The following is a 13,352-nucleotide window of genomic DNA, read 5'->3' as shown; positions in this document are numbered from 1 at the left end:
GAGTCGTAGACCATGCGCATTTCCACTGGCCAGATTTACGAAGCCTCGGCGGCCAACTATCAGCGTAACTACGCCAAGTTCATCAAGACCGGCGAAGAGGTCAGCAGCCAGGTCAAGCTCAATACCGCCAGCGACGACCCGATCGGTGCCGCGCGTGTGCTGCAGCTGGCGCAGCAGAACGCGATGCTCGACCAGTATTCGTCCAACATCACGGCGATCAACAACAACGGCGCCAATGCCGAGACTGCGTTGGAGAGCATTCGTGACGCCCTGCAACGGGTCCGTGAACTGGTGATCCAGGCTGGCAATGGTTCCTACACCGACGCCGATCGGCAGTCCACTGCCGCCGAGCTCAAGGAGTTGCAGAAGCAGGTCCTCGGCCTGATGAATACCCAGGACGCCAACGGCCTGTACCTGTTCTCCGGTTCCGACGGTTCGCAGCCGCCTTACTCGACAAACGCCGATGGCTCCTACACCTATCATGGCAACCAGACGGGTGTCGGCCTGGCGGTAGGCGATGGCCTGGTCCTCGCCGCCAACACCACGGGCTACGAGGCCTTCGAACAGGCGGTCAACACTACCCGCGCCAGCACTACGCTGACCTCGCCGGCGACCGATGATGGCAAGGTCGGTCTGGCAGGAGGGACGGTGTCGTCTACCTCTGCGTACAACTCGGGCTTCCTGGGCGGCGAGCCCTACACGGTCTCCTTCGTCAGTGGCCCTAAGCTGCTGATCACCGACCGTAACGGTACCGACGTCACCACCGACGCGAGTACGGCAGGCGACTTCAAGTTCAACACGTCTACCACCCAGACCATCACCTTCCGCGGGGTCGACCTGAACCTGAACGTCAACCTGTCCCAGGCTGAAGCGGCCAGTGCCAGCACCGCCGAGGCGGCGCTGCTGGGGCGCACCTACACCCTGGACGCTACCCCGCCGGACATCGCGGTATCGCGCAGCCCGGGCAATGCTTCCACAGCCACCATCACCCAGTCCGAGGTCGGGACCACGGTGGCGGACAGAGCGGCGTTCAACAATACTTTCCCGTCCGGTGGTGCAACCCTCAAGTTCACCACCACGGGCTATGAGCTGTATGCGTCACCGGTCACCAACGGCAAGCCGCCGATTGCCACCGGCACGGGCTTTGGCCCGTCGATCAACGCCGCCGGTATCAACTTCACTGTTGCGGGCACACCGCAGGATGGCGATACCTTCGTGGTGGAGGCCAATACCCATCAGACCCAGAACGTGCTCAATACCTTGAGCGATTTCATCGCGGTCCTGACCACGCCGGCAGATGGCAACCTGGTCGCCACGCAGAAGCTCACCAATGCCGTCAATTCGGCCTTGGGCAACCTCACCAGTGCTACCGAGCAGGTCGCTACGGCGATTTCCGGTATCGGTGCGCGGATGGTGGCCGCCTCGGCACAGGGCACGACAAACGATCTGCTCAAGGGCAACAACAAGCTGGAGTCCGACTCGTACACCCAGGCCGATCCGTTCGAATCCGCTTCGCGCCTGACGCTTCAGAAAACCATGCTCGATGCGTCTCAACAGGTGTTCCTGCAAACTTCCAAACTCAGCCTGTTCAGCATGCTGTAAAGCCTGTTTCCGAGCATAGCCAGCCGTCTTTTTTCAGTGGCAACGGAGGGCTCACGGTGCGAGCCCTTCACGCCGCCTGTGGGTCCTCATCGTGAATTCAGTCCCCCTCGTCAGTATCGTCATCCCCGCATTCAACCCTCGCTTCTTCCGTGCTGCCCTCGACAGTGCGTTGGCGCAGACCTGGTCGAACCTTGAGATCATCGTTTGCGATGACTGCCAGACCGGAGAAATCAAGGCCGTTTTCGACGAGTGCGTCGTAGACGCCCGGCATCCAGTTCGCTATCTGGCCAATCCGCAGCGCCTGGGCTTCCAGGCCAACATGCTCAAGTGTCTGGAGCAGGCTGGCGGCGAGTTCATCAAGTTTCTCTGTGATGACGATGTTCTGTACCCCCATTGCGTGGCTATGCAGGCCGATGCGTTGCAGCGCCATACCGATGTCGGGCTGGTCGTCTCGCGGCGGTATTTCATCGATCAAGAAAACTACGTTCTGCCTGAGCGTATGGAGAACATGGGGTTGGTGCCCTATGACGCCCTGTTTCATGGCGTAGATATTCTGGGTGCCTTCGACAAGTTGCTGCAGAACAACCTGGGCGGCTTCAGTGCGGCGCTGATGCGCCGCGACGATGCAGCCAGGCTGCTGCCGCAACTGGCCTCGGGCGGCGAGGGATTTTCGGCGCTGCTGGATTTCGCGCTGTTCATCTGCCTGCTGCGCCACAGCCACCTGATTGCTCTTAATGCGGTCAGCGTGGCGGAGCGCATTCACCCCGATGCGCTCAGTCAGGACCCCAGGATCCCTGCCGTTGCCGAGGTGGAGAAAGACTGGCTGCGGCAGATGATGGCCGTGCGTGAGGAGAAGACCGAGACCCTGTTGGGCTGGACTCGCTTCGTGGCGCTGCGTAACGCGGCACTCGAACCACGGGAGTGGGATGAGGTCGGCCTCTACGCCATTGCCGCGACTCGCCAGGGCATGCTGCGTAACCGCGTGGGCGCCTATGCCAAGAGTTTCGCCGAGTTGTACAAGCAGTGGCTGGCTGAGCGGGTCTACACCCCAGCGCAAAAAAAACTTTTCCCCAAACGCATCGCTTCCTGGCATTCCCGCCCGCGCATCGTACCGATCGTGATTGACCGCGATAACGACCCGCTGCTGCTGAGCCTGACACTCGACAGCCTGATGGACCAGGATTACCCGCCGGAATCCATCGTTGTATTGAGCGATGCGCAGTTGGCCGAGCAGGCCCAGCTGATGCATTTTCCGTTGCGTGGTGACGGACTGCAGCAACTCAATGAAATCGTGCCGCTGCTGAACCAGGCCGACTGGGTTTACTTGCTGCGTGCCGGTGACCGCCTGGTCCAGCCCGCGCTGCTGATTCTCGCTGAGCGCGTGGCGCAGATGCCCGGGCTCAAATGCGTCTACAGCGACGAGGGCGCGCTGCGCGACGATGAATCCCGGGAGCCGGCCTTCAAGCCCGACTTCAACCTCGACCTATTGCGCAGCTATCCCTATGTCGGGCGGGTGCTGGCCTTCGAGCGCCAGCACTTGCTGGGTGTCGGCGGCCTGGATAGGCACTATGGAGAGCTGGCACCGCACGATGTGATCTGGCGCATCGTGGAGGCAGAAGGGCCGCACGCCATCGAGCACATCGCCGAGGTGTTGGTGGAGAGCAGTCTGTCCCTGGCCGACTGGTTGTCATCGCCTGCGGTCATCCAGGCCAGCGAAACCCTGACTCATGGGCATCTGCAGCGCCTCGGCATCGAACACGTCATTCATCATGACGTCTCGCCCCTGCTCAACAAGGTCGAGTACCTGCATGCCGACCAGCCATTGGTGTCGATCATCCTCTTCGTGCGTGATCAGCTGTCAGTGCTCGAACGCTGTGTCGAGAGTCTGTTGACGCATACCTTGTATCCACACTATGAAGTATTGATCGTCGATCGAGGCAGCCGGGAACCGCAGACCCTGGCCTGGCTGTCGGCCATGGCCGAGATGGGCTCCGATAAGCTGCGGGTCATCAAGGCCACGAATGGCGAAAACGAGGCGGCGGCGTGGAATCAGGCGTTTGCCGAGGCCAGGGGCGCTTACCTGCTGCGTTTCAGCGTGCAGGCGCTGGTGCGGGATGAGCGCTGGATCGAATGCTTGCTCAATCATGCCCAACGCGCCGAGGTGGGTGTCGTGGGGCCGAAGATCGTCGATCCACAGGGCAGGGTGCTGCATGCCGGCATGGTGCTGTGGATGGAAAGTGTCGCCGGGCGGCCTTCGTTGCGGGTTCCGAGCGACGCCATGGGCTATATGCAGCGCTTGCAGGTGGTGCAGAACTGGACGGTGCTGGGCGGGCATTGCCTGATGGTGCGCCGGGACGTGCTGGAGGCCATCGGCCCGCTGGACGAGGCCACCTTCAGCGATGGCCTGAACGAGCTGGACTTGTGCCTGCGTGCCGGTCAGCAGGGCTACCTGGTGGTCTGGGACCCGACGCCTTGTGTGGTGCTCGATGAGTCTGCCATACCGCCGCAGGCCCCTGAGGTGCACGGCAGGTTGGTCAATCAGCAGCAGGCCTTGTCTCTGAAGTGGTTGCCCAGAGTGGTGAGTGATCCTGCCTACAACGTCAATCTGGTGCATAGCGAAGCCGGCGCCTATCTGCTTGATCCTGGTATACGCAGCGGCTGGAATCCTTTCTGTACGCGGCATTTGCCCTCGATCCTGGGTATGGCGGTCAATTCGGGCGCGGTCGGCCATTATCGTCTCAGCCAGCCATTGTCCGAGCTGGAGGCGGCAGGACGGATCATTGGCAAGATCGCTTACGAGATGCCGTCGCTGGCCGAGGTGGTGCGTCAGGACCCTGACGTAGTGGTGATTCAGGGGCGTTACAACGAGTCTCGTCTGGCGGATATCGATCGCGTAAAAGTGTTTTCCAATGCGCTGCGGGTGTATGAACTGGATGACTACATCGTCAACGTGCCGGCCAAGAACGAGCACCGTCGCAGCATGCCGGACAACCTCGAGGACGTGCTGCGCCGTGGCATCGGCATGTGCGATCGGCTGGTGGTGTCGACCCAGCCGCTGGCCGATGCGCTGTCCGGTATGCACCACGACATTCGCGTGGTGCCCAACATGCTCGCACCGCACATGTGGAACGGGCTCAAGAGCGTTCGCCGGTCGTCTTCCAAACCGCGTATCGGCTGGGGCGGCGGGACCAGCCACCGCGGCGATCTGGAACTGATCGTCGACGTCGTGCGCGAACTGGCCGATGAGGTGGAGTGGGTATTCTTCGGCATGTGCCCGGAGCTGCTGCGCCCCTATATTCACGAGTTCCACCGGGCGGTGCCGCTGCACCTGTACCCCGCCAAACTGGCCAGCCTGAATCTTGACCTGGCTCTGGCACCGTTGGAGATGCATATCTTCAACGACTGCAAGAGCAACTTGCGCCTGCTCGAGTACGGTGCGTGCGGCTATCCGGTGGTGTGCAGCAATACTCTGGCCTATGCAGGTCATCTACCCGCCACCCGGGTCAAGGACAACAGCACTGAACAATGGCTTGACGCCGTGCGCATGCATTTGGCCGATCCTGCCGCCAGCTACCGCATGGGTGACGAATTGCGTGAAACCGTGCTGCGCGACTTCATGCTGCGCGGCGAGAACCTGCAATACTGGGCCAATGGTTGGTTGCCGGACTGATTTGACAACAGGAATGACTATGCAAAGCACTAACGGCCATGAAGTGCCATCGGTAGACTCTCGCTTCACGCTCATCCTGCTGGCCTGCGAGCAGGGTGAATTCCTGCGCCGTGCCTTGGCCTGGTACGGCGATTTCCCGATGGTCGTGAAGGTGCTCGACAGCAGTGCGAGTGCCGATGCCTACGCCTCTGGCCGGGTGGGCGTTGACTATCTGCACGTCCCCGAGCTGGCAGGCGCCGAGCTGTCTGAACGGCTCCTGCATGCCCTCGAGGGTGTCGACAGTCCTTACGTCGTCTGGGCGAGCGTCGAGAGCTTCCTGTTGCCTGATGCACTCGAGCAAGCGGTCGAGTTTCTGGAAGCGCACCCTGGGCATGTGGGAGCGCAAGGCTACAGCCTCGGTTACGAGGCGGGCGTTGACCGAATCGATTACCTGCTGCGAGACCTCAAGGTTGATGACGGTCATGATCAGGGTGAGAGGCACGAGCGTATCGAGCGCTTCATGAGCCGGCCGGTGTCGTTGCAGCATGCGGTGTTGCGTACGGCATCATTGCGGCCCTTCCTGCAGGCCTTGCCGTGTGGCACCAGCGCCGCGTTGCAGGAGGCTGGCCTGGCGGCCTATCTGCTGAACCTCGGGCAGGTGCGTGTTCTGGATGTTCCTTATGCGCTGCATCTGGCTGACGCTCAGGCGCAGGCCCGCCACACGGCCGCGCTGCAAGGCATCATGCAGCATAGTGATCCCAAGACTCGTTCGGAGCGCCAGGCATTTGCCGCTGCGCTGGCTGCAAGCCTGCCGGTCGACGAATCCAGGCTGCTGGAGGCATTCGCGTCGCTCGCCGAAGGGCTGAAGAAACAGACTTATCAAGGGCGCGACAAGCTGTTCAGCTGCATCTGGAATCTGGCCGGGGAAGTGGGTGAGGCACACTTCGAACCGCGTCAGCATGTCGAGCTGCCGTTCTACAGCCAGGCCTTTTTCGCTGTGCTGGCGCGTGTCGAATTCCTGATCCATGTGTTTCCCGCCGGGCGGCAGTTGGTCGCTCTGGAAGGTGTGCTGCTGCGTCAGGCCGAACTGGCAGGGCCGCAGAGTAATCCGGATGCCGAGCCACTGCTCAATCGACTGTGGCGGGCTTACGCTCTCTATGCCTTCAGCGAAGGTATCGTACGGCGTCTGGAGCAGGAGCTGCGTAGCAGCAAACAGGGTGACGAAAAGGACCGGCTCGAACAGATCGAACAACTGACCGCCTGGGGGCAGCGTTTGCGTGCAACGAGCCCGCGTGACAACGCCAGCTTGCTCGACGAAATGCCTTCCGGTCGCCTGTTGAGGTGGCTGGCTTCGCGAACTCCGGAGGCTGCCGAGCTGAAGCGACTGCTCGTGCGTCAGGCGGCTAACCCGGCAGGCGCGCAGATCGGCGTGCTATTGCTGGATCTCGAGGCCGATATCTTCAAGTTACAGGCCAGCTTCGACAGCCTGATCAATAGCCATTACCGCAACTTCAAGGTCATCGTGTTTACCACGGGCGAGCTGCCGGCCGCGACCACCCTGCAGCACACGCTGCATTTCGTGAAGGTGACCGCCAGCAACTACGTCGACCGGATCAACCAGGTCATTCGCCAATCCGACGTCGACTGGCTGATGCTGGCCCAGGCGGGCGAGCAGTTCACCCCCGCCGGGCTGTTGCTGGCCAGCGATGCGCTGATGGACGCGGCCGATTGCCGTGCCGTGGCGGTCGACAGCATTCATCGTCAGGCCGATGACACCCTACAACCGGTGCTGCTGCCCGATTTCAACCTGGATCTGCTGCAGAGCCTGCCGAGCCTGATGGCGCGTCATTGGCTGGTACGCCGTAGTGCACTGGTCGAGGCGGGCGGCTATTCGCGGGATTATCCGGATGCGCTGGAGTTCGATCTGCTGTTGCGCTTGATCGAGCAGGGCGGCATGGGCGGCATGGCCCACCTCAGCGAACCTGTGGTGATTTGCCAGGCCCCCTCGCCGGAGGCCAATGAGGATCAGCAGAAGGTCCTGACCCGCCATCTGGCCACCCGCGGTTACCAGGCCGAGGTGGGTTCGGCATCGCCAGGTACTTTCAAGATCGACTACCGGCATGAGCATCGCCCCATGGTCTCGGTGCTGATCAGTTGCCAGGACAACCTGGCCGATTTGCAGCGTTGCCTGGTCAACCTGCTGCAGCGCTCTCGCTACCCACGTTACGAGGTGCTCATCGGCGATGCCGGCAGCCAGTCTCCCGAGGTGTTCGCCTGGCTGCAGCAGCAGGAAAAGCTTTCCAACCGCATCCGGGTATTCCGTGCCGACGAGCCGATGAGCTCTGCCGCGATGCACAACCAGCTCAGCCAGCAGGCCAAGGGGGAATACCTGGTGCTTCTGGATGCGCGCAGCCAGGTGATCAACGTCGGCTGGATCGAATCGATGCTCAACCAGGCACAACGTCCGGAAGTGGGCGTAGTGGGTGTGAAACTCGTCGATCAGCAGGGCAGCGTGACCCAGGCCGGGTTGATTCTGGGCTTTGACGACGCGGTGGGTTCGGCATTCGTGGGCGCCACCAAGCAGGACGTCGGCTACATGCAGCGTCTTGCCGTCGAGCAGAATGTCTCGGCGGTGTCGGGCGCCTGCCTGATGATCGACAAAGCGTTGTTCGAAGCGCTCGGGGGGCTGGACGAGCAGGTGTTCGCTGCAGCCTATGCCGATGTGGATCTATGCCTCAGTGCGTCGGCTGCCGGCTACCTGACCGTATGGACCCCGCAGGTCCAGGTGGTGCATCCGGGCGATATCGCCAAGGCGCCTGAAGCCTTGCACGCGCTACGCAGCAAATGGGCCGCCGCCTTCGAGCACGATACCGCCTACAATCGTCATCTGGCGCTGCGCGGCCAGGGCTACACGCTGGACATCTAGTCCCTCTCGAGCGGGCAGGGCGGCCTTCTGCGGCCGCCCTCGATCCGCTGTCAGTCGTAAAACCTGCTGCGTCAGTGACCTGCAAGCGCAAACGTGCATCTGTTGATGGAGTGCGTTGCGGGGAGCGAAGTGAGCCTGACTTGCTTATTCGTGGCCAGCCCCCTGAAAATATCCGTCACATAATTGATACGTGAGCGGCCTGATCGCTTCAGGGCGCCTGTTCCGCCGTTTACTAATTTGGGAAGCCACGATGATTGGCATAAAAAGCATAGCGAGTTACGTGCCCTCCGCTGGGGTGGACAACTACGCGCAAGGCGCCAGGTTCGGCAAGGATGAAGAGTTCATCCTCGGCAAGATCGGCTCCACCTTTTTGCCGCGCAAAGACGCTGCGCAGGAAACCTCCGACCTGTGCGTCGAAGCCGTGAATGCCCTGTTGGCCAGCAACCCGCAGTTGAGCCGCGACAGTATCGATGTGCTGATCGTCGTCACCCAGAATGGCGATGAAGAAGGTCTGCCGCATACGGCGGCCATCGTTCAGGACAAGCTGGGCCTGTCGACCGCCGTGGCGGCGTTCGATATTTCCCTCGGCTGCTCGGGTTATGTCTACGGCATCTATGCGATCAAAGGCTTCATGGAGGCCGCTGGCCTGAAGAACGGCGTGCTGGTTACCGCCGACCCCTATTCGAAGATCGTCGACCCGGATGACCGCAACACCACCATGCTGTTTGGCGATGCCGCCACCGCCACCTGGATGGGCGAGGACGCCCCCTGGCAGTTGGGCAAGGCCAAGTTCGGCACTGACGGTTCGGGCGCACCGCATCTGAAGGTCAGTGATGGCGTGTTCTACATGAATGGTCGCCAGGTGTTCAATTTCGCCTTGCTCAAGGTTCCGGCGCACCTGCACGAATTGCTCGACGAGTCGGGCCTCAAGGCTGAAGACATCGACGCCTTCTGCATCCACCAGGGCAGCGCGGCGATCGTCGACGCCGTGGCCCGGCGTTTCGAAGAGCAGCCCGAGAAGTTCGTCAAGGACATGGTCGAGACCGGCAACACCGTGTCGTCGAGCATTCCGCTGCTGATCGAGAAGCACGTGCTGGGCTCCTCGTGGCAGCGGGTGGCACTGAGCGGCTTTGGTGTAGGCTTGTCCTGGGGTTCGGCGATCCTCTATCGCGCCTGAGCCCCTCGTTTGATCTGAATGCCCGGCCTCTCAAGCCGGGCGTTTTGTCTCTGTAGAAAGGGCTTCGTACCCCCTGCGAAATCGCCCTAACTCGTTGAATTGCATGGTCTGGCGCCATGCTGGCAAAAAAATTCAAAAAAACCCCTCAAGCAACTTGCCATGCCGACGATAACTATTACGAAGGTTCTCTAGGCACACCCGGCGCTTGCAGGGGCCGGAAGCCACGCAGCAATCAAACCAACGAGGAATTCATCATGGCTTTAACAGTAAACACCAACGTTGCCTCCTTGAACGTTCAGAAGAACCTGGGTCGCGCTTCCGACGCTCTGGCTACCTCCATGACCCGTCTGTCTTCGGGCCTGAAGATCAACAGCGCCAAAGACGACGCCGCCGGTCTGCAGATCGCTACCCGCATCAACTCGCAGATCAAAGGCCAGACCATGGCCATCAAGAACGCCAACGACGGCATCTCGATCGCCCAGACCGCTGAAGGCGCCCTGCAAGAATCCACCAACATCCTGCAGCGTATGCGTGAGCTGGCCGTCCAGTCGCGTAACGACAGCAACAGCGCTACCGACCGTGACGCACTGAACAAAGAATTCACTCAGATGAGTGAAGAGCTGACCCGTATCGCTCAGAGCACCAACCTGAACGGTAAGAACCTGATCGACGGCACCGCCAGCACCATGACCTTCCAGGTCGGCTCCAACACTGGTTCGTCCAACCAGATCAGCCTGACCCTGAGCCAAGACTTCGGTGCCAGCGCCCTGGGCGTGGACTCCGCCATCAGCATCGCCGGCTCTGACAGCGCTGATGCCGAAACCAAGTTCTCGGCCGCCATCGCTGCCATCGACTCGGCTCTGTCGCTGGTGAACTCCAGCCGTGCGGACCTCGGTGCTGCTCAGAACCGTCTGTCGAGCACCATCTCCAACCTGCAGAACATCAACGAGAACGCCAGCGCCGCTCTGGGTCGTGTACAAGACACCGACTTCGCTGCTGAAACTGCCCAGCTGACCAAGCAGCAGACTCTGCAGCAAGCCTCGACTTCGGTCCTGGCCCAGGCTAACCAGCTGCCTTCCGCTGTACTGAAACTGCTCCAGTAATCCTGGGGTGAGTATCGGCGAGGGGGTGCGTCAAGTGCTCTCTCGCTTTTTTACTTTCAGAGGTAAATAGACATGGATATGGGCGTTAGGCTGAACTTGTCTTATCCAGCCGCTAAACCGGCGAGTGATGCTGTCGCAGTGGATAAGGTGGCTGAGAAAAAACCTCTCGTTGCTGAAGCTGTGGCTCCGACGAAAGAGAGTAAAGGCTCACAGCAGGATGAAAATGAGCAGGTCAAGACGGCCGCTGCCGAGATCCAGAAGTTTCTCGATTCCATCCAGCGCAAGCTGGAGTTTTCAGTGGACGAAGGTTCTGGCAAGGTAGTGGTGAAGGTAATTGCAAGTGATTCTGGCGAGGTGGTTCGGCAAATTCCCAACGAGGAAGTGCTGAAACTGGCGGATCGCTTGAGTGACGCAAGCAGCATGCTGTTCAGTGCCAAGGTCTGATACCTGGCACGAAACTTGTTGCTGATCTTTTGATGCGGGTGAAAGGTCAAAAGACTGGCAACGTTCTAGAAGGAGATGCATATGGCAAGTCCAATCTCATCGACGACCGGTATCGGTTCAGGCCTGAACATTGGCGACATCGTCAAGGTGCTGGTCGACTCCGACAAGGCGGCCAAGCAGAACCAGATTACCAAGCAGACCAAGGCCAACACGGCGTCTCTCTCGGGCATCAGCCAGATCAAGTCGGCGCTGGCGACCTTTCAGAGCACTCTGAATACGCTCAAGAGCACGACCACTCCGGCATTTCTGGGGTTCGCTGCCACCTCGGCAGACGAGTCGGTGATCAAGGCAACAGCAACCAACTCGGCGGTCAACGGTAGCTACAGCATCAAAGTACAGAACCTGGCTACTGCTTCGAAGGTGGCCACGGCTGCGCTCAGCGCCAGCCAGGCCAGTGCCATTCCGAGTGGTGAGCTGACCATCAGTCAAAATGGCACTGATACCAAGATCAACATCGCGGCCACTTCGAGCTTGCAGCAGGTTCGCGACCAGATCAACAGCGAAATGCAGAAGCTTGGCAAGGGCATCAGTGCCAACATCATCAATGATGCCAATGGTTCTCGTCTGGTCTTCACTTCGACCACGACGGGCGCGGGTACTGATATCAGTGTCAAGGGTGACAGCAACATCGGCACGCTTCTGGATATCGACGGCACCAAGCTGATGTCGCAAACCGGAACGACCGGTAATCCGGGTGCGGGCACCATCAGTGAGCTCGCTAAAGACGCGAGTTTCACGGTCGATGGCTTGACGCTCACCAGCCCGAAGAATTCGGTCAGCAATGCTATTTCCGGTCTGACCCTGGACCTGGTATCGGCTACTGCCACGGATAAGTCGGTTGTGGTAACGGTGGGTACCAACACCGATGGCTTGAAGAAGTCGCTGCAGAGCTTTGTCGATGCCTATAACACCCTCGTCAACCTCACGACTTCCCTGACCAAGGGCACCATGGCGGATGACGGCACGTTCACGGCGGCAGCCATGACGGGTGATGCCATGCCTCGCGGCATCGTGGCGACCATTCGCAATGTCCTGGCGTCCTCTGTGTCGACTTCCGGCTTGGCGAGTCTCTCGCAGCTGGGTATCAACACCAAGCAGAGCGACGGTACACTTTCGCTGGACACCATCAAGTTCACCGCCGCCTTGGAAGACAAGAAGTTCGGCAATCAGATCCAGGATCTGTTCAATGCCAACGGCGGATTGATCGAGCGTATCGAGAAATCACTTGAGTCCTACACCAAGACCGGTGGTGTGCTGGATCAGCGTAATGATGCCCTTAATAAAACCAAGACCCGTCTGACCAACGATCAGTCGGCGCTTGATCGTCGCGTCGAAACCCTGACCACAACCTTGACCAAGAAATACAACGCTATGGATCTGGTTGTCGGTCAACTCAAGGCGACAGCATCGAATATCACCTCGATCTTCGAAGCCATGAATGCACAGAAAAACGCTTCCTAAGCGGAGGCTTGTGACAAGAACCCGACCACGTGTCGGGTTTTTGCTTGAGGGCTTAAAGTTTTTTGACGCCGCGTCGATAGCTTGAATATACCGCGTACGGATTGTCCGAGAGGTCCCCCCATGAATCCCATGTTAGCGTTGCGTCAATATCAGAAAATCGGTTCACACGCCCAGACTTCCGAGGCCAGTCCTCATCGCCTGGTGCAAATGTTGATGGAAGGCGGTCTCGACCGCATTGCCCAGGCCAAGGGTGCCATGTCGCGTAAGGATGTGGCGAGCAAGGGCGTGTTCATCGGCAAGGCCATCGATATCATCGGTGGTCTGCGTGAAGGCCTGGACCTGGAAAATCACGGTTCCGATGCCTTGCACAGCCAGGACAATCTGTATCACTACATGATGAAGCGTCTGGCCGAGGCTAATATCAAGAATGATCAGAAGATCCTCGACGAGGTGGCTGGCTTGCTGATTACGGTCAAAGAGGGTTGGGATGCGATCGGTGAGGTCGCTGAGCAGCCGGCTACCGTCTAAACGCCCTCAGGAGAATCACCCATGAGTGCTGCGCTCAAACGTATCGAAGAAACCCGCGAAGCGCTGGTCAGTGCACTGGCCGAGCGTGACTGGGAGGCGATCAGCAAGCTCGACCTGGCGTGCCGCGAATGCGTGGAGTCGGTGGTGAGCGAGAGCGACGCCAAGCCCGATGACGAAGAGTTGCGCAGCAATCTTGAGGAATTATTGGGCGTTTACAGGCAATTGATTGACGTCGCCGTGGGGGAGCGTCAGGCCATTGTCGATGAGATGTCCGAGATTCAGCGAGCAAAGAATGCGACTAAGGTATACCATCTGTTCGGCTGAAGTTAAGAGTCGATACCATTCACGCCATTAATTTGACTGTATCGGCTTTTTTGACTTAACTAGTGATGTTTTTTGTTT

General features: G+C 59.8%; 9 protein-coding genes. All 9 read left to right on the top strand.

The features are described from left to right. Nucleotides 1–12: 12 nt before the first annotated feature. Nucleotides 13–1,602, top strand: a complete 1,590-nt coding sequence (locus QZ497_RS07050) for a flagellar hook-associated protein 3 (RefSeq protein WP_295472570.1) — start codon at nt 13–15, stop codon at nt 1,600–1,602. 91 nt (nt 1,603–1,693) lie between these two features. Continuing rightward, nucleotides 1,694–5,272: a glycosyltransferase gene (locus QZ497_RS07045; protein WP_295472568.1), complete on the top strand. Its 3,579-nt coding sequence runs from the start codon at nt 1,694–1,696 to the stop codon at nt 5,270–5,272. A 19-nt stretch (nt 5,273–5,291) separates the two neighbouring features. Further along, a complete protein-coding gene (locus QZ497_RS07040; protein ID WP_295472566.1) occupies nt 5,292–8,177 on the top strand; it encodes a glycosyltransferase in 2,886 nt (961 codons plus the stop codon). Between the two features lie 250 nt (nt 8,178–8,427). Then, nucleotides 8,428–9,354 (top strand): ketoacyl-ACP synthase III, encoded by a 927-nt coding sequence (locus QZ497_RS07035; RefSeq protein WP_295472565.1) that lies wholly within the window; start codon nt 8,428–8,430, stop codon nt 9,352–9,354. Nucleotides 9,355–9,608: 254 nt separating this feature from the next. Next, entirely contained in the window at nt 9,609–10,457 is an 849-nt protein-coding gene (locus QZ497_RS07030) for a flagellin domain-containing protein (protein WP_295472563.1), read from the top strand. 72 nt (nt 10,458–10,529) lie between these two features. After that, nucleotides 10,530–10,901 (top strand): flagellar protein FlaG, encoded by a 372-nt coding sequence (locus QZ497_RS07025; RefSeq protein WP_295472561.1) that lies wholly within the window; start codon nt 10,530–10,532, stop codon nt 10,899–10,901. Nucleotides 10,902–10,982: 81 nt separating this feature from the next. Next, nucleotides 10,983–12,422: a flagellar filament capping protein FliD gene (fliD, locus tag QZ497_RS07020; RefSeq protein WP_295472558.1), complete on the top strand. Its 1,440-nt coding sequence runs from the start codon at nt 10,983–10,985 to the stop codon at nt 12,420–12,422. 120 nt (nt 12,423–12,542) lie between these two features. After that, a complete protein-coding gene (gene fliS / locus QZ497_RS07015; RefSeq protein ID WP_295472557.1) occupies nt 12,543–12,950 on the top strand; it encodes a flagellar export chaperone FliS in 408 nt (135 codons plus the stop codon). 21 nt (nt 12,951–12,971) lie between these two features. Continuing rightward, nucleotides 12,972–13,274: a flagellar protein FliT gene (gene fliT / locus QZ497_RS07010; RefSeq protein WP_295472555.1), complete on the top strand. Its 303-nt coding sequence runs from the start codon at nt 12,972–12,974 to the stop codon at nt 13,272–13,274. Nucleotides 13,275–13,352: the final 78 nt, after the last annotated feature.

It is taken from the genome of uncultured Pseudomonas sp. (assembly GCF_913777995.1).
Classification (GTDB): Bacteria; Pseudomonadota; Gammaproteobacteria; order Pseudomonadales; family Pseudomonadaceae; genus Aquipseudomonas.
This window is presented reverse-complemented; position numbering and strand designations above follow the sequence as displayed.

Coding starts and splice junctions, on each gene's coding strand:
- QZ497_RS07050 (WP_295472570.1), top strand. CDS start 13: ATGCGCATTTCCACTGGCCAGATTTACGAAGCCTCGGCGGCCAACTAT.
- QZ497_RS07040 (WP_295472566.1), top strand. CDS start 5,292: ATGCAAAGCACTAACGGCCATGAAGTGCCATCGGTAGACTCTCGCTTC.
- QZ497_RS07035 (WP_295472565.1), top strand. CDS start 8,428: ATGATTGGCATAAAAAGCATAGCGAGTTACGTGCCCTCCGCTGGGGTG.
- QZ497_RS07030 (WP_295472563.1), top strand. CDS start 9,609: ATGGCTTTAACAGTAAACACCAACGTTGCCTCCTTGAACGTTCAGAAG.
- QZ497_RS07025 (WP_295472561.1), top strand. CDS start 10,530: ATGGATATGGGCGTTAGGCTGAACTTGTCTTATCCAGCCGCTAAACCG.
- fliD (WP_295472558.1), top strand. CDS start 10,983: ATGGCAAGTCCAATCTCATCGACGACCGGTATCGGTTCAGGCCTGAAC.
- fliS (WP_295472557.1), top strand. CDS start 12,543: ATGAATCCCATGTTAGCGTTGCGTCAATATCAGAAAATCGGTTCACAC.
- fliT (WP_295472555.1), top strand. CDS start 12,972: ATGAGTGCTGCGCTCAAACGTATCGAAGAAACCCGCGAAGCGCTGGTC.